The organism is Pseudomonas sp. Z3-8, assembly GCF_051131975.1.
GTDB lineage: Bacteria > Pseudomonadota > Gammaproteobacteria > Pseudomonadales > Pseudomonadaceae > Aquipseudomonas.
Map to the genome: position 1 here is coordinate 2,210,977 of NZ_CP071643.1, position 20,036 is coordinate 2,231,012.

The 20,036-nt window shown below is 58.1% G+C and carries 24 protein-coding genes; 22 read left to right on the forward strand and 2 right to left on the reverse strand.

Features of this window, described 5'->3' with window-relative positions:
- Window positions 1–35: 35 nt before the first annotated feature.
- The 17 genes from J3P94_RS10285 (at window position 36) to J3P94_RS10365 (ending at window position 13,577) form a co-directional block, all read left to right on the forward strand.
- On the forward strand, window positions 36–284 hold the full coding sequence (locus J3P94_RS10285) for a hypothetical protein (protein WP_434573097.1): 249 nt from the start codon (window positions 36–38) through the stop codon (window positions 282–284).
- 4 nt (window positions 285–288) lie between these two features.
- Window positions 289–615 carry a GPW/gp25 family protein gene (locus tag J3P94_RS10290; protein ID WP_069971005.1) on the forward strand — a complete coding sequence of 109 codons (327 nt, stop codon included), beginning with the start codon at window positions 289–291 and terminating at the stop codon, window positions 613–615.
- A complete protein-coding gene (locus tag J3P94_RS10295; protein ID WP_434573099.1) occupies window positions 612–1,496 on the forward strand; it encodes a baseplate assembly protein in 885 nt (294 codons plus the stop codon). Before J3P94_RS10290 ends, J3P94_RS10295 begins: the two co-directional genes overlap by 4 nt.
- Window positions 1,493–2,095, forward strand: a complete 603-nt coding sequence (locus tag J3P94_RS10300; RefSeq protein WP_434573101.1) for a phage tail protein I — start codon at window positions 1,493–1,495, stop codon at window positions 2,093–2,095. The genes J3P94_RS10295 and J3P94_RS10300 overlap by 4 nt, the downstream gene beginning before the upstream one ends.
- Window positions 2,095–4,062 carry a phage tail protein gene (locus tag J3P94_RS10305; RefSeq protein WP_434573103.1) on the forward strand — a complete coding sequence of 656 codons (1,968 nt, stop codon included), beginning with the start codon at window positions 2,095–2,097 and terminating at the stop codon, window positions 4,060–4,062. The genes J3P94_RS10300 and J3P94_RS10305 overlap by 1 nt, the downstream gene beginning before the upstream one ends.
- A gap of 8 nt (window positions 4,063–4,070) precedes the next feature.
- Window positions 4,071–4,490, forward strand: a complete 420-nt coding sequence (locus J3P94_RS10310; protein WP_434573105.1) for a phage tail protein — start codon at window positions 4,071–4,073, stop codon at window positions 4,488–4,490.
- 87 nt (window positions 4,491–4,577) lie between these two features.
- The gene (locus J3P94_RS10315) at window positions 4,578–5,741 is read left to right on the forward strand and encodes a phage tail sheath subtilisin-like domain-containing protein (RefSeq protein ID WP_434573107.1); all 1,164 of its coding nucleotides are present in this window, start codon (window positions 4,578–4,580) and stop codon (window positions 5,739–5,741) included.
- Between the two features lie 12 nt (window positions 5,742–5,753).
- Window positions 5,754–6,263, forward strand: a complete 510-nt coding sequence (locus tag J3P94_RS10320) for a phage major tail tube protein (protein ID WP_043041982.1) — start codon at window positions 5,754–5,756, stop codon at window positions 6,261–6,263.
- A gap of 66 nt (window positions 6,264–6,329) precedes the next feature.
- Window positions 6,330–6,656 (forward strand): phage tail assembly protein, encoded by a 327-nt coding sequence (locus J3P94_RS10325; protein ID WP_434573109.1) that lies wholly within the window; start codon window positions 6,330–6,332, stop codon window positions 6,654–6,656.
- Entirely contained in the window at window positions 6,619–6,741 is a 123-nt protein-coding gene (locus tag J3P94_RS10330) for a hypothetical protein (protein ID WP_434573111.1), read from the forward strand. The genes J3P94_RS10325 and J3P94_RS10330 overlap by 38 nt, the downstream gene beginning before the upstream one ends.
- A 14-nt stretch (window positions 6,742–6,755) precedes the next feature.
- Complete coding sequence (locus tag J3P94_RS10335) at window positions 6,756–9,332, forward strand: phage tail tape measure protein (protein ID WP_434573113.1); 2,577 nt, start codon at window positions 6,756–6,758, stop codon at window positions 9,330–9,332.
- Window positions 9,333–9,341: 9 nt separating this feature from the next.
- Entirely contained in the window at window positions 9,342–10,187 is an 846-nt protein-coding gene (locus tag J3P94_RS10340; protein WP_434573115.1) for a phage tail protein, read from the forward strand.
- The gene (locus J3P94_RS10345) at window positions 10,162–10,368 is read left to right on the forward strand and encodes a tail protein X (protein WP_434573116.1); all 207 of its coding nucleotides are present in this window, start codon (window positions 10,162–10,164) and stop codon (window positions 10,366–10,368) included. Before J3P94_RS10340 ends, J3P94_RS10345 begins: the two co-directional genes overlap by 26 nt.
- Before the next feature lie 63 nt (window positions 10,369–10,431).
- Window positions 10,432–11,478: a phage late control D family protein gene (locus J3P94_RS10350; protein ID WP_434573118.1), complete on the forward strand. Its 1,047-nt coding sequence runs from the start codon at window positions 10,432–10,434 to the stop codon at window positions 11,476–11,478.
- Between the two features lie 67 nt (window positions 11,479–11,545).
- Window positions 11,546–12,109, forward strand: a complete 564-nt coding sequence (locus tag J3P94_RS10355; protein ID WP_434573119.1) for a glycoside hydrolase family 19 protein — start codon at window positions 11,546–11,548, stop codon at window positions 12,107–12,109.
- Window positions 12,091–12,633 carry a lysis system i-spanin subunit Rz gene (locus J3P94_RS10360; RefSeq protein WP_434573121.1) on the forward strand — a complete coding sequence of 181 codons (543 nt, stop codon included), beginning with the start codon at window positions 12,091–12,093 and terminating at the stop codon, window positions 12,631–12,633. The genes J3P94_RS10355 and J3P94_RS10360 overlap by 19 nt, the downstream gene beginning before the upstream one ends.
- A gap of 149 nt (window positions 12,634–12,782) precedes the next feature.
- Window positions 12,783–13,577: a DNA adenine methylase gene (locus tag J3P94_RS10365; protein ID WP_434573123.1), complete on the forward strand. Its 795-nt coding sequence runs from the start codon at window positions 12,783–12,785 to the stop codon at window positions 13,575–13,577.
- Between the two features lie 21 nt (window positions 13,578–13,598).
- Here J3P94_RS10365 and J3P94_RS10370 read toward each other — a convergent pair whose 3' ends face one another.
- Entirely contained in the window at window positions 13,599–13,853 is a 255-nt protein-coding gene (locus tag J3P94_RS10370; RefSeq protein ID WP_434573125.1) for a hypothetical protein, read from the reverse strand.
- Between the two features lie 224 nt (window positions 13,854–14,077).
- Between J3P94_RS10370 and J3P94_RS10375 the strand changes: the two genes are divergently transcribed.
- The 4 genes from J3P94_RS10375 to J3P94_RS10390 all read left to right on the forward strand — a co-directional run bounded on the left by J3P94_RS10375 (window position 14,078) and on the right by J3P94_RS10390 (window position 17,648).
- Entirely contained in the window at window positions 14,078–14,503 is a 426-nt protein-coding gene (locus tag J3P94_RS10375; RefSeq protein WP_434573126.1) for a LexA family protein, read from the forward strand.
- Window positions 14,496–15,773 (forward strand): translesion error-prone DNA polymerase V subunit UmuC, encoded by a 1,278-nt coding sequence (gene umuC / locus J3P94_RS10380; RefSeq protein WP_434573128.1) that lies wholly within the window; start codon window positions 14,496–14,498, stop codon window positions 15,771–15,773. Before J3P94_RS10375 ends, umuC begins: the two co-directional genes overlap by 8 nt.
- Window positions 15,774–15,975: 202 nt before the next feature.
- On the forward strand, window positions 15,976–16,377 hold the full coding sequence (locus J3P94_RS10385; RefSeq protein WP_434573130.1) for a response regulator: 402 nt from the start codon (window positions 15,976–15,978) through the stop codon (window positions 16,375–16,377).
- 1,049 nt (window positions 16,378–17,426) lie between these two features.
- Window positions 17,427–17,648, forward strand: coding sequence for a hypothetical protein (locus tag J3P94_RS10390; RefSeq protein WP_434573132.1), 222 nt, complete (start codon window positions 17,427–17,429; stop codon window positions 17,646–17,648).
- Window positions 17,649–17,736: 88 nt separating this feature from the next.
- On the opposite strand, the gene J3P94_RS10395 is transcribed toward J3P94_RS10390, so the two are convergent.
- A complete protein-coding gene (locus tag J3P94_RS10395) occupies window positions 17,737–17,952 on the reverse strand; it encodes a hypothetical protein (protein WP_434573133.1) in 216 nt (71 codons plus the stop codon).
- Between the two features lie 378 nt (window positions 17,953–18,330).
- Here J3P94_RS10395 and J3P94_RS10400 point away from each other — a divergent pair, with 378 nt between their 5' ends.
- Window positions 18,331–19,347: a chemotaxis protein CheB gene (locus tag J3P94_RS10400; protein ID WP_434573135.1), complete on the forward strand. Its 1,017-nt coding sequence runs from the start codon at window positions 18,331–18,333 to the stop codon at window positions 19,345–19,347.
- Window positions 19,348–20,036 lie beyond the last annotated feature (689 nt).

The following is a 20,036-nucleotide window of genomic DNA, read 5'->3' on the forward strand; positions in this document are numbered from 1 at the left end:
CACGTGCGGGCTTTCGCATTTCTGGAGCTGCCCAAATGAGCAAAACGCGAACAGACACCGAGCGGCCAACTGCCGTCGCGGCGGTGCCTGAGCCCGTCCAAACCGAGTCGTCGGCCCCCATCGGACCGGCACGAGTGTTTCGTGACACCCGATACACCTCACGCACGCTGATCATGCCGGACGGCAGCAGCTTGCCGATCATCGCCGGCCAGGTCACAGCCTGCGGCGATGATCAATACGCCTTTCTCAAGGCCCACCCGGATATGCAACAGCTGACGGAGTAATTCCATGATCGGAGTGGACCGTCGCACGGGGCAGCCGCTGTCCGGGCAGGCGCATTTGCGGCAGTCCATTGAGGACATTCTGAGCACGCCTGTCGGCAGCCGCCGCATGCGGCCAGAGTACGGCAGCCAAATGCGTCGCTATGTCGACCTGCCAGTTAATGAGGGCTGGAAAAGCGCGGTACAGGCTGAAGTCGCTCGTGCCCTCGGGCGCTGGGAGCCCCGTTTGAAACTTGAACGTGTCCGGGTCATTGCGGTGGTGGATGGACAAATCACCTTGCAACTGACGGGCTCTTACATTGGCGATGGCGTGGTGCTGGAGGTGAACGCATGAGCACTATCGACCTTTCGGCGTTGCCGGCACCACAGGTGCTGGAGAGTCTGGATTTTGAAGAGTTGTATCAGGGCGAGCTGGCGACGTTCCGCGACTACATGGGCGATAACTGGACCGCTTTCCTTGAAAGCGATCCGGTGACCAAGCTGCTGGAGCTGGGCGCCTATCGACGCATGCAGAATCGGGCGAGGGTCAACGACGCGGCCAAGGCACTGTTTCTGGCTCATGCCACTGGTGCTGACCTGGTGCAGTTGGCCGCGAACGTGAACCTTGAACGGCTGGTCATTCAGGCCGAGGACCTGTCCGCCGTGCCGCCGGTGTCGGCGGTGCTGGAAAGCTACGACGCACTGCGCGAGCGCATCCAATTGAGGTACGAAGGGCTGACCACTGCTGGGCCTCGGAACAGTTACATCCTGCATGCCCGTAACGCCTCGGGCCTGGTGGCAGACGCCACGGCCGAAAGCCCGGCGCCGGCCGAGGTGGTCGTGACGGTACTGTCCCTGGAGGGCGATGGTACGGCCAGCCCCGAGTTGTTGGCCGAGGTGGACACTCACCTCAACGACGAAGATCGGCGGCCTGTTGCTGATCGGCTGACGGTGCAGGGCGCCGAGATCCTGCCTTATCGAATCGATGCCGTGGTGTACATGGCCGGTAATGGCCCGGAAAACGAGGCAGCGCTGGCCGAATGCAATGCGCGATTGCAGGCCTGGATCAACCCCCGGCGCCGCTTAGGCGTTGAGGTGGCCCGTTCGGCGATTGATGCACAGATCCACGTCAGTGGCGTGGCCCGGGTCGAGATCCCTGGATGGGTGGACATCCGCCCAACCAAAGCCCAAGCGGCGTGGTGCACGGGGTTCACCATAACGCGGGGTAGCAAATGAAAAGTCTGCTTCCCCTCAACAGCACGCAGGTCGAACGGGCAATTGAAGCGGCTATCGACGAAACAACGCAGATACCGCTTCGAACCTTATACAACCCGGACACCTGCCCGGCGCACCTGCTTTACCAACTGGCTTGGGCCTGGTCCGTGGACCGCTGGGACGAGGCATGGCCCGAAGAGATCAAGCGTTCGGTGATTCGCTCTTCGTTCTACGTCCATGCCCATAAAGGAACCATCGGCGCCTTGCGCCGGGTGGTGGAACCGTTCGGTTATCTGATTGAGGTAGTCGAGTGGTTCAAGACTGAGCCCATGGGGGTGCCTGGAACGTTCGCCTTGAAGATCGGTGTTTCCGATGAAGGCATCAGCGAAGAAACCTATCAGGAACTGACGTGGCTGATCGATGACGCCCGGCCGGTCAGTCGCCACATGACCGGACTGGCGATCAGCCTCGAAACTCGGGGGAAATTGAACATCGGTGTTGCCCTGTATGAGGGCGACGAAATCGACGTGTACCCGCCGATCATGCGTGACATTGAAGTCACCGGATCCATCGGCGTGGTAGGGCGCGAACACACCATAGACACCTTGGACGTTTACTAATGATTGATCAGACCTCGCAATTTTTCGCGATTCTCACGAACGTTGGAGCGGCGAAACAGGCGAATGCCGATGCCCTTGGCATTCCTTGGAAACTTAGTGAAATGGGCGTGGGCGATGCCAACGGCACCGACCCGACTCCAAGCGCGGCTCAAACGTCTCTTATCAACGAATGGCGCCGTCGGCCGCTGAATCAGCTTTTCATTGATCCGGTCAATCCGGCGGTGATTATCGCCGAGCAAGTGATTCCGGCCGATGAGGGTGGATACTGGATTCGTGAAATCGGCCTGTACGACGCTGACGGTGACCTGGTGGCGGTCGCGAACTGCCCGCCGAGTTTTAAGCCGATCATGTCGCAGGGCTCGGGCAGGACCCAAGTCGTTCGGATGAACTTCATTGTCAGCAGCACGGGCAATATCACGTTGAAGATTGACCCTTCTGTGGTGTTGGCGACACGGGAGTTTGTCGAAAGACGAATCCAGGAAGAACTCTACAAGCTCGATAACAAGCAGTCGGTGCGCGCTGCGACTACGGCCAATATTGCGTTGACTGGGCTTCAGACCATCGACGGCGTTAGCCTGCTCGCAGGCGACCGGGTGTTGGTGAAGAATCAAGCGGCCTCCAAGGACAACGGCATCTACATTGTTGGCGTAGCGGCATGGCAGCGTGCGCCGGATGCTGACAGCAGTGCTGAAGTTACCTCGGCGATGATTCTGTCCGTTGAGCAAGGCGCTACGCTGGCCGACACTCGCTGGCAGTTGGTAACGGATGGGGCGATTGTCCTAGGTACCACGTCGCTGACTTTTCAGAACATCACCCAGGGGTTCGCAACCATAAATTCCCCGGCGTTGGTGAACCCAACGGCAAACACTCCGCCTCAGTTTGATAACTCGAAGGCGCTGGCCACTTCCGAGTTTGTAAAGAGGATGGGGCTTGAATACCGGGATTACACCAACTACACGGCGACGACGACACTAACCGCCGCTGACATTGGCAAGGTGGCTGCGTTTGGTAGCGCTGGGTCAGTGACCGCCACTCTCCCAACTGGCGGGCAAATTCCACGGGGGGCGGTGGTCAAGATCCTGTGCAGCATGGGCACGGTAACGGTAAAGGCCGCCGCTGGCGATTCAATCGATGCCATTAACTTCGTCGGCAACATCTCCATGGCTCAAGGTGATACCGCCGAGTTTATTCGTATCGACTCGCTGTGGCGGTTAATGGGCGGTAGTGTCTCGCTGAAATATGCGGCCGTCATGTCTGGCCCTAACTGGATCACTCCGCCGCAATTTGACAGCAGCAAATCGCTGGTGACTTCAGAGTTTGTGCAGCGCGAAAAAGGGAGTTTTGCCGGCAGTGCGGGGATTGCGGGAGGCAATGTCACCTTAACGGCGGCGCACGTCGGCACACGAATTGAGATGTCCGCCAACGGCACGTTGACATTGCCCAGGGCAAGTGCGCTGCCCAAGGGGTCGTCAATTCTGATTACCACTTCCAGTGCAGTCGACGCGGCCAAATTGGCGCTCATGGCAGGTGACTCGCTGGCTATCAATAACGTTGCTGTCGCGTCGCCTTACACCATGGTCATGGGGTCGGACATATTGTTGGTGTCGGATGGTGCGATGTGGCGGGCTCACGCAAGTCTTGAGTGTTTGCGAACGTCTTCGCTGTTTGCCGCCATGTTTGGAGCTAACGGCCACCAAGTTTTGCCCAGCGGATGGATATTCAAAATCGGGCACGCATCAACGGACACCTCAACGGGAACTGTGCCGGTAACTTTCCCCACTGCATTTCCTACGGCCTGCATGTTCGTGGGAGCCATGTATGCCGGGGCCAGTGCGGCGCCGAATCCAAGTGTTTGTCAGTGCGGACAACCGACCCGTACGGGATTTACGGGCTACATAACGAGTGTGGCTAGCAATACTTCGGCTGTTACTACGGGTGGCTACAACTGGTTGGCCATCGGCTATTGAGGGTATCTATGTTCGCTAAATGGATTGAGGAAGACGGTCGATTTGCCTTCGAGGTAACGGATAACGGGGGCATCGAAATATCTGAAGAAGATCACGCAGCACTATTCGAGCCGCGCCAGGTGGTCAAGATTATTGGAAAGGGTGCTGATGGCCTACCGGAGTTGCAGGACCCGCCACAGCCGACCGTAGAGGAGCTAGCGGGTATCGAGCGGGCTTGGCGTGATAATCAACTTTCGCTTACTGATGGGGTTGTGACACGCCATCGCGACGAACTGGAAGAAGGCGTAGAGCCTACATTGACTGCCGAGCAATACGTCGAGCTTCAGGCGTACCGTCGTGCGCTTCGCAACTGGCCGGAAGCGGGCGAGTTCCCGTTGATTGATCATCGACCGCCGCCGCCCCTTTGGCTGGCTGGCCAGGTCCAATAAGCACCCCGCACTGACGGGGCGTTTTCTTTTCCGCTTCACCAAAAACAAGGCCTCGCACTGCGGGGCTTTTTCGTATCTGGAGAATCTATGAGCTTCTTTCACGGCGTTACCACCACGAACGTCGACACCGGCGCTCGTGTCATTGCGTTGCCTTCGTCCTCGATCATTGGACTGGTTGACACCTTTGTGCCGGCGCCGGCCTACAGCGCGCAGCCCAACGATCTGGTGATGATCACCAACGAGCGCGAAGCGGTGGCCGCCTTCGGGCCTGACTCGGCAATGACCAAAGCCTGCCAAGCCATCTACACCCGAGCCAAGGCGGTGATCGTGGCCTGCGGTGTGGCCAAGCTGGAAAATCCAGCCGAACAAACCTCGGCCATCATCGGTGGCGTACAAGCCAACGGTAAGCGTACCGGCCTGCAAGCGCTGCTGGACGGCAAGAGCCGGTTCAACGCGCAGCCGCGGCTGTTGGTGACTCCCAAGCACAGTGCGACACAGGCTGTCGGTACCGCCCTGGTCGCGCTGGCCGACAAGTTGCGAGGGCTCGCCATCCTCGACGGTCCGAACACCACCGATGAGGCAGTGATGGCCTACGCCGAGAACTTCGGCGCCAAGCGGGCGTACTTGGTTGATCCAGGCGTGCAGTATTGGGACACCACGGTGGACGCCACGGTCGACGCGCCGGGCTCTGCCTGGGTGGCTGGCTTGTTTGCCTGGACCGACAGTGAATACGGCTTTTGGGCATCGCCTTCCAACAAGGAGTTTGTCGGCATCACCGGTACCACGCGGCCCATCGAGTTTTTGGACGGTGACGAAACCTGCCGGGCCAACCTGCTCAACAACGCCAACATCACCACGATTATCCGTGATGACGGTTTCCGCCTGTGGGGTAACCGCACCCTGTCGAGCGATCCGAAGTGGGCGTTCGTCACTCGCGTACGGACGATGGACATCGTCATGGACGCGATCCTCTACGGCCACAAATGGGCGGTCGACCGCTCCATCACCGCGACCTACATCAAGGACGTGACCGAAGGTCTTCAAGCGTTCATGCGCGACCTGAAAGCCCAGGGCGCGATCATCAACTTCGAGGTTTTTGCCGACCCGGAGCTGAATACGGCCAGCCAGCTGGAGCAGGGCAAGGTGTACTGGAACATCCGCTTCACCGATGTTCCGCCGGCAGAAAACCCCAACTTCCGCGTAGAGGTCACCAATCAATGGCTGACCGAAGTGCTCGACACCGCCGCTTAAGGAGCGATCTCGATGGCAATGATTCCCGAAACCCTGGCGAACCTGAACTTGTTCGCCGATGGCGTCAGCTTCCAAGGCGACGTGCCGAGCCTGACGCTCCCCAAACTCACGCTCAAGATGGAAGAGCATCGCGGCGGCGGCATGGACGCGCCGGTCGAGCTGGACATGGGCATGGAAAAACAAGAGGCGAACTTCACCACTACAGGCGTTCGTCGTGAGTCGTTGAAGTTCTTCGGCTTGGCCGACGGCACGGCGTTCAACGGAACGTTCCGGGGAGCCTACAAAGGGCTCAAAGGCAAAGTCACGCCGGTCATCGTCACCCTGCGCGGCACGTTGAAAGAAGTCGACATGGGCGACTGGAAGCCGGGCGACAAGGCCGAGATCAAGCACTCCATTGGGCTGACGTACTACAAGCTCGAAGTGGACGGCCGAACCGTCTACGAGATCGACCCCATCGGCATGCGCCGCGTGATTAATGGCGTTGATCAACTGGCTGCCCAGCGCTCCGCATTGGGCCTTTAACTCCTCTTGATACCCCGCCTGGTGATTCGCCCGGGCGGCGGTTCCTCTTTTTAAGGACACACCTCTATGAGCAGTATCGCAATTCCAAGCTGGATGACCCTCACCGCTGATCGCGTCACCGTGAAACTGACTGTGCCATCTGAAGCCAACGGCGTGCGTGTCGATACGCTGAGCCTCCGAACACCGACCGTGCGTGACCTTCGCATTGCCCGCCAAACAGCGCCCAATGATGAGGAGCAACAAGATCTGAACTTGTTCGCCTCCCTGGCCGAAGTCGGGACCAAGGATTTGGATGGCTTGACGCTGAAGGACTTCAACCGCATACAGGCCGGCTATTTTCGCCTGGTGCGAGAAGATGAACTTCAGCCCCAAGGTGCAGAAGCAACTGGCTAAGCGTCTTGCCACCGAACTGAACTTTTCCGCCGCTGAAATCCTGGCCATGCCGTTCTCCGACATGGTCTGGTGGCTCTCAGACTGAACAAGGGGTAGACGATGGCTAGCAAACTGGCGTTATCGCTAGTGATTGGCGGCGCCGTCAGTTCGACGATGGCGTCTGCCTTCCGCACGGTTGATGGCCACATCAAAAAGCTGGAGGAAAAAGGCAGTAAGGCCAAGGTGCTCAAGAGCACCATTGGCGAAACCATCCGCCTGCGCGATGAATGGAAGCGGGCGCACGACAGCGGTGCTGCTTCGGCGGATGGTCTGTTGCGCAAGCTCAACGGCAACCTTGACGCCCTGCGTAAACAGGGCGTGGAGGTGGGCAGGCTGGGGCAGGAGTACCAGCGCCTCGGCCGCGCAGCCAAAACCGCCGATCTGCAGCTCAAAGGTCACCAGCAGCTCGATGCCGGCAAGAAAGGGCTTACGTCGAGCATTAGTCAAGGTGTTGTCGCCACCGGTCTTGCAGCGATTCCGACCAAGGTCAGCGCGGATTATCAGGCGATCATCCGCGACATTGCGATCAAGGCGGATGTGGTCAACAAGCCGCAAGAAACACAGCTTAGCCAGACAGTGATCCAGACCTCCCGCGATACGGGCATGGCCCGTAACGACGTGGCGGACCTGGTAAACCAGCTGGTTGGTGCCGGTATGGACCTCAAGCAGGCTATGGCCTACGCGCCGACGGCGGCGAAGTTTGCCATCGGCCAGGGCGCCTCCGGCGTCGACACGGCCAGCATGATCATGGCGCTACAGCAGAACGCCAAGATCACTGACCCCAAGGTAATGCAACAGGCCCTGGAGGCCATCGCCTACCAAGGACAGGCGGGGAGCTTCGAGGCCAGCGACATGGCCCGGTGGTTCCCGCAACTGCTGGCCAGCATGGAGAAGAACGGCAGCACCGGCATGGAGGCGGTCAGCTCCTTGGGCGCGATGCTTCAAGTCCAGATGAAAACGGCCGGCGGCTCGGACGAAGCGGCCAACAACCTGAAAAACTGGATGGAGAAAATCGGTTCGGGCGACGTGGTCAAGGCGTACAAGGACGCCGGCATTGACTATCAAGGCTCCCTGAACACTGGCATTCAGAAGGGCATGTCGACCCTGGAATCCAGCTTCGCCCTGGCGATGAAATACATCCAGGCCACCGACCCGGCGAAAGCCGGGAAGATGGCCGAGGCCCAGGCTAAGATCAGCAAGGAGACGGATCCGGAGAAGGCCAAGGCTGCGCTCGATGCGCTGGAGAAATCCCTGCGGACCGGTGACCTGTTCGCCGACATGCAGGTCAAGGCGGCGCTCACGGCCTACTCGCAAAACAAGTCGCTGTACGAGCAGTTGAAAAAGGATTCCCAGTCTTCTGGCGGGATCCTCGATAAGAACTTGGCCGAGCGGCGCGAAACGTCGAAACAGATGTGGGATGAGCTGGGCCAGGCGGTCAGCGATGGCATGCGTAGCGTGGGTGACGCCATCCGCCCGGCGACTGACGCGGTCGCCCAGGGTCTGACGTCAATTGTGCGTGGGTTGACCAAGCTTTCCGATGGCTCGCAACCGGTGGTGCTTGGCATTGCTGCTATCACCACCGGCCTGTTGGCCCTCAAGACGGCTGCCAGCGCGGTGAAGATTGGCAAGGGGCTCTACAACATATCGCGTGGTCGAGCGATGGAACGAGGCGTGGGTGCCCTTGGTGATGCGGCTGCCAAAGCTCCGAAAACCGGTATCAAGACGGTGGATAAGGGCCTCGGCGTACTCGGTAAGCTGATGGGAGCGGGCAATGATTCCGGTGGGGGGCTGAGCACTGAGCCGCAACGTGTGTTCGTCGTCAACGCTGATGCGATAGGCCGAGCAGGCTCTGGTCCAAGCTCAGGCCCCGACGGTGCAGGCAGACGTCAGCGTGGACGACGCGGTCGCCGTTCCGGCATCGGAAACCTTCCACGTCGCCGATTGCCCGGCCGGGCGTCGAATATCCCGTCCGTATCGGCTCCTGCCGCCGTTTCTATGATGCCAAAGGTTGGCCTGTTGGCTGCTGCGCCTATTGCCGCTGCGGCGGAGGCGGTGCCCGATAGCTCGCTCGGCCGTGCGGTTCAGTCGATCAGGGGCGTCACCCGAGCCACCAAGCGTCTCCCCGGCGGTTCGGTATTAGATGCCGGGGTGGGAGTTATCGATACCGCGCTTAACGCCAAGACCCAAAACGAAAAAGCCGAGGGATACGGCGGTGCTGCGGGTGGTTTCGCGGGCGCCCTGGCCGGCGGTGCAGCAGGTGCCGCTATCGGTTCGGTGGTGCCGATCATCGGTACGGCCATCGGCGGCGCAATCGGTGCCGCGCTGGGCGGCCTGGGTGGCGAAAGCATCGGCAGCTTCTTGGGTAAGTCCTGGTTTGGCAGTGAGGCCAAGGCGGAAGAGGCCAAGCCTGCCGAGGTCGCCAAGCCAGCTGACCCCACACCGCCCGTGCCGCCAAAGGTTGAGCAAGCTTTCAGCTTTGCGCCGAATGTCTCCATCACTGTTCAGGGCGATGTTAAAGATCCTGCGCAGCTGGCTCGGGAGCTGGAGCCGCATTTGCGTCAGCTCATGGAGGCTTTCTCTCGGGAGACGCTCGCTCGACAGTCGTCGAGCCAGTTGTTCGATGCCCCTCACGTTTAAGGAGGTGCCATGGCCTACATGGAGCAACTGCAATCGGTGTTCAAATCACTGCTTGCAGCGGGGGAGGCTGGCCGTACCAGTCTCGACGGCATGCTGGGCCCACTCAATGGTGCAATCAGCGACATGACGGGCGCAGCCTCGGAGCTGGAGGGGGTGCCATTCATTGGGCCTGCCATCGGCGCCAAGATGCAACGGACCATGCGGGCAATCAACGCGGCGCAGTCCACCGTGGGCCAGGTGGCGGCGAAGTACAACCAAGCCGTCAGCGCAGCCGGCCAAGTCCAAGAGCGGCTGGGTTCGCTCAAGGAACAGGCAGGCAAGGCGGGTGCGGCGATTAATCGCATCGCCGGCCAAGTGAGCCCATCGCTGAGCAACATCATGCCCACGGGGTCATTTGCGCCCCAGCTGACACCAGCTGCCGAGGCGGTGAAGCCGTTCCCGCACCTGCTGATCATGCAGCCCCTGGAGCCGAACGCGCCGCCGTATTACTTCAACCTGGATACGGCGGCTTTCGAGGAGCTACGTCGGCAGACGTCGTTTCGCTGGGCAGGCCAGGAACGGCTGACACGTAGCATCGCCCAGCAAGCGGTCGGCCAGGGAGAGGACAAGATCAGCCTCAAGGGCGCGATTTTTCCGGGCTTCAAAGGTGGGCTCAAACAGCTGGACACTCTGCGCACCATCGGGCGGCGTCTGCAGCCGGTGAGCCTGACCACTGGCTACGGCGAAGTGCTCGGCACCTGGTGCCTGCTCAACATCGAGGAAGATCAAAGCAACCTGCTCGCGGGTGGCATTCCGCGTAAGCAGTCCTTTTCACTGGAGTTTGTAAGCTATGGCGACGACCTGCAGAACGTCTGACGGGGATCTGTTGGACACCGTCTGTCATCACTACTACGGCCACCTGAATGGCACGGTAGAGGCCGTGCTTGCCGCCAATCAAGGCTTGGCCGATGAGTCACAACCGTTTCGTGCCGGTGTGATCATCCTGCTGCCAGATCTGCCAGCGCAGACGCTAGAGGATATCCAGCTATGGGATTAACCAACGCCGTCGCACGTCGCAAGCCCCGCCCTGCGCGGGGGTTCTCTTTTCTGGAGTATCACCATGAAGCCGACCTATCGCATCGTTGCGGACGGCAAGGACATCACCGCGTTGATCAATGACCGGTTATTGAGTCTGCGCACCTCGGATAAGCCGGGCATGGATTCGGACGACTTCGAGTTGCGGATTGATGATCGTGATCAAGCGGTTGCGCTGCCCCCGCGGGGGGCGGGTGTCGAGGTTTACCTGGGATACACCGGCCAGGCCCTGACCCGTTTGGGGCGCTACACCGTCGACGAGATCGAGTTGTCGGGGCCGCCTGATACGTTGGTGATTCGGGGTAAAGCCAGTGACATGCGCGGCAGCGGCAAGACCGTGCGCAGCGGGTCCTGGGAAAACGTGCCCCTGCAGCAAATTGTCCGCGACGTGGCCGCTCGGAACGGCTGGCAGCCAGTGTGCCCAGTGCAAACCAAAGTGCCCCGCGTCGACCAACTCAACGAGTCGGATTACAACTTCATCACCCGCCTTGCCAAACAATATGACTGCACGGCCAAGCTGGCCGACGGCAAACTGTTGGTCATGCCTAGACAGGGCGGCCAGACCGCGAGCGGCAAGAACCTGAGCCCTGTAGTTCTGAGGCGCTCTGATCTGAGCCGCTATCAATTCCGTCTCGGTGACCGTAATACGCAAAAGGCGGTACGCACCAAGCACCAGGACAAAAAATCCGGCGCGCTTAAGGTGGTCGAGCTGGACAACGATGACCTGCCGAACGGCCTACCAGCGGTGCATACCGACCGGCATATCTACCCTAACAAATCAGCCGCCGAGCAGGCCGCCAAGGCGCGCTTGGCCGCCTTCAATCGCAGCAGCGCCGGGGTCCGTCTGGAAATGGCCGGGCGCACCGATGTATTTGCCGAGCGGTCGATCATCGTCCAGGGGATCAAGCCCGGGCTTGATGGTGAATACCTGGCTGAGGCGGTGGAGCAACTGTTCACCTCCAGTGGCTGGACCACCACCGTCGAGTGCAACGGCGGCAAGAAGGGCAAGGCCAATGCCAAAGGTAAGAAAAAGAAGAAGGAAGCCAAGCCGGTCAAGGTCGTCCAGCTTTAGATGCGCCAAGCACCACCCTCAAACACAACCGCAACCCGCCATCGAGCGGTTTTTTTTTGGAGCCACCATGCCACTCACCGAGCAGCAACTACAACGGATCATGCCCAACGCCCGCCGCCAAGCGGGCGTTTTTGTATTGGCCCTGAACGCCGCCATGGCCCACCGACAGATCGATACGCCCAAGCGACAGGCGGCATTCCTGGCCCAGGTTGGGCATGAGTCCGGCCAACTGCAGTACGTGCGGGAGCTGGGCGGCGTTCAATACCTCAGCAAATACGACACCGGTTCGCTGGCTTCGAAGCTCGGCAACACCCCCGAACTCGACGGAGATGGCCAGCGCTATCGTGGTCGCGGCTTAATCCAGATTACCGGTGCCCACAACTACCTACGCTGCAGCTTGGCGCTGTTCGGTGACGAGCGCCTGTTGCGTACGCCTGAACTACTGGAGCTGCCCCAATGGGCGGCCGAGTCGGCTGCATGGTTCTGGTGGGTCAGGGAATTGAACGTGTTGGCTGATCGGGGTGAGTTCGAAACGATCACCCGGAAAATCAACGGCGGGCTCAACGGCCTGCAGGATCGCCTGCAGCTGTGGGAGCGGGCGAGGGCAGTGCTATGCGTCTCGTCGACCTGATCCCGCTGCAATACCGCGTGCTGGTCGCCGTGCTTCTGTTGTTCGCTCTGGTCGCCGTTTCGGCGGCCATTGCCTGGACTGTCCAAGGCTGGCGATACGGTCTGCAGCTGGAAAAACAAGCCCGGCTCCACACCGAAACCCTCAACCAGGTCACCCTGGCCTCGGCCGCGCTGCAGCGTACCGAGCAGGACAAGCGCCTGGTCCTGGAACAGCAGCTGGCCGCCAATGACCAAACCCACTATCGAGCCCTAACCGATGCCCTACGTGATCAAGATCGCCTGCGTGATCGCCTCGCTACTGCTGATGTCCGGCTGTCAGTCCTACTCGACGCCACCGATACCGCCAGCGGTTGTGCAGTGCCAGCCACCACCAGCGCCGGCGGCGTGGTTCATGGAACCACACGCGCCCGACTTGACCCGGCGCATGCTCAACGAATTATCGGCATCACCGATGTCGGCGACCGGGGGCTGATAGCCCTGGCGGCCTGCCAGGCCTACGCCAAAGAAGTTTCAACACCGAAGTGAAAAGGAGCGACCGGGCCGGATGCGCCAACATCCGACCCGGTCGCCGTCCCTGCAGATGTCCCTGCAAGTCCAGCCAAGGCTCCTGCTCCGTGCACAAAGCGCGGCGAGCCTAGCACCTGTTTATCCATACAGTAAAGGTCTTGCTTTCAATGAGTTCACCCATCATCCCTTGGATGGGCGGCAAGCGCCGCCTAGCCGACCGCCTCATTCCGCTTTTTCCGCCTCACAAATGCTATGTTGAAGTCTTCGCCGGCGGTGCCGCGCTTTACTTCATGCGACCCCAGGCCGCTCCGGTTGAAGTCCTGAACGACATCAACGGCGACTTGGTGACGCTCTATCGCGTCGTGCAGAACCACCTAGAAGAATTCGTGCGCCAGTTCAAATGGGCTCTCAGCTCCCGCCAGGTGTTCGAGTGGCAGAAAATGACCCGTCCCGAAACCCTCACCGACATCCAGCGCGCTGCCCGTTTCTTTTACCTGCAGCACCATGCCTTCGCCGGTAAGGTCACCGGGCAGACGTTTGGCACCGCGACCACTGGCCCGGCCATCAACCTGCTGCGGATCGAGGAGAACCTCTCGACCGCATGGCAGCGACTGTCCGGCACCTACGTCGAAAACCTCCCCTGGCTTGATTGTGCTGAGCGCTATGACCGCGCCCATACGTTCCACTACATGGACCCGCCGTACTGGCAGACCGCTGGTTATGGCGTGGACTTCCCGTTCGAGAATTACGAGCGGATGGCTGACTTCATGCGCCGCTGCAAAGGCAAGGTCATGGTCAGCATCAACGATCACCCGGATATCCGGCGTGTGTTTGAAGGCTTTCACTTCGAAACGTTGGACATACGCTACAGCAACACGAACCAGCGTCAGGGCAAGGCCGAGGTCAGCGGCGAACTCGTGATCATGAACTGGGAATCTGCATCGTTGGGAGGACTTTTTTAATCACAAGGTGAGTCCACGAAGCTAGTTTTCCCCGTCGACATTCATGATGTCTTTCCCGGTTCTGTATTTTTGGACCTCTCGGACAAGCGCAACTCTCTCAGCAGATAGCTGTGCGTTCATCTCGATTAGGCCTGTGATATTCCTCTGTGCGTTACGGAGCAGAACGCGCAGGTCGGCCATTTCGCCCTCCAGCATGTTCACATAATGCGCCCGCGTTTCTTCGAGTGTCGGCGAGCCGAGCCAGTGGTCTGTGTCTTCAATTTCGTACTGGTCCATGACCGATACCTTGTATAGCTGTTTGGATATACAGTAATCGAGGCAGTAAGCGCTGGACGATAGCAACCCGACGAAATGCAGATGCGGACCAAGGCAGTGTACGACTACCACCTGTGGAGGCGGTACGACTCATCCGCTTGTCCGAATTCCCCTACAAAGAAATTGACCGCAAAACTTGTACAACGTTAACTGTATATCTGTACAGGTTTCGGAAGTCGTGCGTGATGAGCTTTTCAATTTTAGGTCCTATCGCCGAAGGCGGCTTAAAGCTGCCTCTCTGTTCGTTTCGAGTACCCGCCGGGTTTCCGTCTCCGGCAGCGGACCACATCGAAGCGCACATCTCGTTGGATGAGGTTCTCAACATACGCGCCCCGCATGTCTACCTGGTGTCCATCGCCGGGGAAAGCATGCAAGGGGCTGGGATCTTTGAAGGGGACCTAGCCGTCGTGGACCGTGCGATTGAACCTGCGCATGGCCACATCGTCGTGGCGCTGCTGAACAACGAACCCGTATGCAAACGCCTTTGCATACGTGGGAAGGAGGTGATTCTCCTGTCGGAGAACCCAAAGTACCCACCGAGGTACGTGCTCGAGGGCGACGAGCTGGTCATCTGGGGCGTCATCACCTGCAGCGTGCGCAGCCATGTCTAAAGCCCAGCCCGTTTTCGCCCTGATCGACTGCAACAGCTTCTACGCCAGTTGCGAAAGAGTGTTCCGTCCGGACCTGGCCCGCGTGCCCATTGTGGTGCTGAGCAACAACGACGGCTGTGTGATCGCTCGCAGCTACGACGCCAAGCCCTACGTAAAGATGGGCGAGCCGTATTTCCAGATCAAGCACAAGCTGCAGAAACACGGCATTGTCCCGTTCTCGTCGAATTACGCGCTCTATGGGGACATGAGTGAGCGGGTCATGACGCTCATTGAATCGATGGTGCCCGCAGTTGAGGTCTATAGCATCGACGAAGCCTTCGCGGATCTGACCGGCATTGACGGCCGGGATGCCCTTGGCCGGAAGATCCGTAGTCAGGTGCTGCGCTGCACTGGTATTCCCGTCGGGGTAGGGATCGCTCACACCAAGACCCTGGCGAAGCTGGCCAATCACACCGCCAAGCGGCTCCAGGTGCAAACGGGCGGCGTGGTCGATATATGCGACCCGTTCAAGCGCGACTGGGTGCTGCGCAACACCGACGTGTCCGAAGTCTGGGGAGTCGGTCGCAAGATGAAACTTCACCTGGACGCCATGGACATCAAAACCGCGATGGATCTGGCGAAGGCCGACCCTTGGACACTACGTAAGAAATTCAGCGTGGTGATAGAGAAGACGGCCCGCGAACTCGCCGGCACGCCATGCCTGGAGCTAGATGAGCCGGACCCGCCGAAACAGGAGATCTGCTGTAGTCGGATGTTCGGGAAGCGGCTCACGGAGCTGACGCCGATCAAGGAGGCGGTGGCCACCTACATGATGCGAGCCTCGGAAAAGCTCAGGGCGCAGAAGTCGCTGTGTAAGAAGGTCCGTGTCAGCATCCGCACCGGCATGTTCAACCCGGAGGAGGCGAAGTACGCCAACGGTGTGCTGATCGACATGCCGTACCCCACGGACGATGGGCGGCTGCTGACCAAGGCTGCGGTAGATGCACTTGACCGGGTTTTCCGACCAGGCTTCAAGTACAGCAAGGCCGAGGTGCTGTTGATGAACCTCTGTCAGCGAGGAGAGTACACCGACGACCTGTTTGCCACCTCGCAGCCTGTCGACGCCACGAAGTTGATGGCGGTGTTGGACCAGATCAACGGACGCTGGGGCAGGGGGACGATGCGTTCAGCCTGCGTGCCTGCAAATCCTGAATGGGCCATGCGCCGGGAGATGATGAGCCAGAGCTACACGACTAAGCTGGATCAGCTGTGGCAGGTGTCCTGTCGATGATTAATAGCCGTACCCACCGCTCTGCTTTCTTCGTTCTGGCTGTACGACCGTCTTTCTGCACGAGAGGCGTAGGAAGCGACGCAGCAAAAGTTGAGTGCGCTACGCTTAGCTAAGCGTTACGTGATCATAGTAGAATCGCGATATAAGGGAATATTCGTTTGTGGTGGCTGCTTCTGAAAGCCGGTTCAGGCAGGGACAGACTATGATCACAAATTGGATAGAGATCGGCTTTGAAGGCGAAGTGTTGATCGTCGAGGATGATGAAACGCTGCGTTTGATCATGGTCGAAATCTTGGAAGACGTCGGAGCAAGAACTGTCGCTTTCGGATCAGCCGATGACGCACTGATTTACCTTCTTCAATCTCAAGTCCAATGTTGCCTTGTGATTGTTGACTACGGTGTTCCTGGGCAAATCAATGGTATGGATTTCATCCGGATGGTAAGGGGGAAATGGCCTGCCATAGGTTCGATACTCACATCAGGGTATTCATTTCTACCGGAAACAGTGCCTCGCCCAACCCGATATTTGCAGAAACCTTGGGCCGCCAGCGATTTGGTAGCTTTGATGTGGGATGTACTTCAGCCCACATCTCTTGCTCGGTAGATACCCATTGTTCATGCAATGAAGTAGCCGCTCCGCAGCTGGATCGCAGGATGTGTTGAAAGTGAGCCGGCCCCATGAGAATCACCCCATTTGCCAGGTCCTGCTGAGGTGTTCAGTAAGCTACCACCGTGCTATGGCTGGCAGTGGTATGGGACTTGGCAACAGGTTGCTCAGGCATGAAGCATCCTCAACAGAAAGCTTCGTTAAGCGTTGGCGCTGCCTTGGTTCGGAAGGACGAAGGCGAGACCATCTGCATTTTTTGAGTCTTTAAGCCTTGGCGAGCCAGTTCAATGTCTTCAAAGATGAATCGAGCCAGCTTTTTTAAGCCGGCGTCGCCTCGAAATTGGTGTCTGGTCAGACCCACAACGGCAAAAGATTCTCCGTCGCGACCTTCTACTAAAAGCGAGGCTGTTCCGTTGAAGCCTAAGGTGCATTCGACAGAGCATCCAGGAAGGAGATTCCTCAGTGCTGCCTCGATTTCATGTTTCGACAACCTGTCCATAACAGCACCTAGGAATTATTAGCGTGCTAGCATATTCCAGCTGCGCCTTAAGTAAATACTGGCCTAATGCCTTTGGAAATTTACGCCCCTTTTTGTGAGGCAGATGTTGGAAGCAGACGCTAAGAGGGGTCCGTTAGCGTCGCAAATTAGCGCGTATTCACACTCCGCTGTGAGCAGCCCGAGCCGCAGCATCTCTCGAATTCCGAACAAAACGATTTCCCGCTCTCCTTGCAATTGGTCCGCGTCGAATCGCATGTCGGCGGACATCTGATCCAGTAAGAAACTTATCAGCGAGGCTGTATTTTCGATGTTCATAACAGAGTTTTGAATGTGATTTTAACTTCGATTTTTCTGCCAAAGCTCAGGTTCCCTGGACCTACCCGAACGGTCATGGTGTGATCCTCAGACTGGAGAGCTGCGAGAGAGCTGGAGCAAATCGTCCGTCTGGGGCTGGGACCGGTTTATTCAAGGCCCGTATCACGAGCAAATTTGGAACAGACCATCAAGCGTCAAAGTCAACACGTTACGTCACAAGGAGGCTGCAACGATGAGCGAGGACCGGAGGAGACAAGCTTTAGCCGCTTGGCACAAGGCGCTTAAGGAACCTGACATTCGAATGGATGCGGAGGAGCAGTATGAGAAGCTGATTGCCATGGCTGATGATTTCAAGCAGCAGGGGATTATTGGCAAGGACGACTGGAGATGGTTGATGGGGGAGGCGGTCGGCTACTACGCGCACGCTATCGAAAAGATAGAGCCGAGGTCGTGACAGACATCGCCAAGCAGTGACTACGTCGAAGACTAGAGCGACAGGCCTTTCGCCATGGGCTGGTCTTCGGGAGGAGGTGTTAGAAGGATTACTCGATCTCTTGAGCCCTAAGTCGAGCCAAACCTTGTTTGATAAACCCTGCGTTTTCTCCGAGCGTCTCCAGAGCTCCTCTGATATTACTTCCGGTCTCAGCTGCCCCGCTCGTTTCTAGATGAATAGCCAGTTCCATCAGCCCAGCCTCCAGCGCCAACTGATTGAGGTACATCCTTTCTAGTAAGTTCGAGAGAGAATAGTCGTCAGCCATATGATCGTCTTCCGCCTGAGTGGAGCATATGAGGATAGCTCCCCTCAGATAAAAGAGCTTGGGTTCGTTGCAACCGTCGAAAAGGGACCTTGCACCATTTCGTGCGGCAGTATCACCGGCAGCGTGTTAGCGTACCCCGGAGCCTAGCAGGTAATCCCGCAGTTCGACGTGGACGCGACCGAGTCCGGCATCGAGGAGCCGCACTGGACATTCCAAGGCGGTCAACTCCACCGGCTGCTACCCGACATAGCGGGCCAGTACGGTGACGGTAGCCAGGCCTTCATAAACGTACATAGTTGCCCTTTGAAGATCTATCGTTTTCCACCAGGGCGGGCCGGTCATCTGACGTTTTGCTTTGATAAAGGGAGGTGAGTTCGTATGGAGCTCGATAGTCTGGGTCGGAATATTATTGTTATCGGCGCTTCCGCCGGCGGAGTCGAAGCGTTGAGAAGCCTATTTCGCTCCTTGCCCGCTGACTTGCCAGCGGCGTTTTTGGTCGTGCTACATATTCCACCACACTCGCCGAGTGAGTTAAGCAGGATACTCGCTCGTGAAACCAGAATGGACGTCATTTCGGTCCAAGCCAGTCAATCTCTCAGAACCTCAACCGTGTACGTAGCCAGCGCTGATCACCATCTGCTTTTGACGAAGGAAGGTGTTCGTCTTACCCGCGGCCCCAAGGAGTGCAGAGTTCGTCCGGCTATAGATGTGCTCTTTCGCTCAGCGTCGGTGGCTTATGATTCTAGGGTGATCGGCGTGATATTGACCGGCGCTCTGGACGACGGAACTGCTGGCCTTTGGGCAATAAAGGACAGAAACGGTACGGCACTCGTGCAGGACCCTTCTGAAGCTACTTATGATTCCATGCCACGCAGTGCAATAGAACACGTCGAAACAGACTTTGTAGGCACGCTCGCTGAGCTGGCGAATCAGATTGCGACGCGAGTTAGATTGCCTATCGAACAACTGGTTATAAGCCCATTGAACGAGCGCCATCTGATGGAGACGAGCATCAGTGAGCACGGTAACGGCCTAGAAGCTGGCGTCATGAATATAGGGAATATCTCAAATTACACATGTCCCGATTGTCACGGAGTTTTGGTACAAGTAAAGGAGGGATCGATTGTCAGGTTTCGCTGCCACACGGGCCATGCTTTTTCGATCAAGACGCTAATTGCTGAAGTTAACGCCGCGATTGATACCGGGCTGTGGGACGCGCTTAGGGCGATTGAAGAAAGAATCATGCTGCTTCGTCAAATGGGCGATCTGGCAGAAGCGCAAGGCTCTAAGGAAGATGCGGAGCTTTCCCGATCTCAAGCCAAAGACGCAGAAGAGCGTTTGAAGCCGCTTCGCGAACTTGTACTGGACCCAAATTTTTTCGCACCAGTTGAGTGATGCAATCGATCCCACGCTGCATGGTAGCGACGTTGAAAAAGTTTTGTTACCACGCTTGGCAACGCGCCACTCGGCAAAAAAAACCGATCGCTCCAACGCTTTATTTAGGTTTAGTATTAAAAAAGGAATTGTTTGGATAGGAGGATGTGTCTTATGGCTGAGTCATATGAATCGTAAAGTGTACAGAATGTGGGGTTTCGTACAATGCCGTTCTGAAAGAAGGCTTGGACGTACCGCCAACCACCGAGCCTTTTTGCGAAGCGTGTATCGCTCAAGCGCAGCAGCGATTACTGGATGAGGCGCTGAGAGCGTCTGCATCGAAGCTGATGGCAATTTGTAAGCGATCGCGACTCTGGCTAAAGGGAGAGGAGAAGTGGCAGTTGAAGTGCTTGATCGTGGAACTTCGCGGTCAATGCCAGGCTGCCACGACATTTCAGTGTGACGGAGGATTGACTCGTACCAATTCTCGTACCAACGAGTGTGTTTTAGAAGGGCAAATCGGGTAAGCAAGGGCGCTAACCCGTTGATTTTACTACCTCAGGATACTAAGCAGACCCCACACCGCATCGCGGTGTAATTCTCGGCCAGCACCGCACGGTTGTGACACGCCAAGCTGTGGTTGCTGGATATTTGCTACAGGGACAACGAAGAAAGCGGCGCTAAGCAAGCGGAGCGGCGGGTTCGACGAT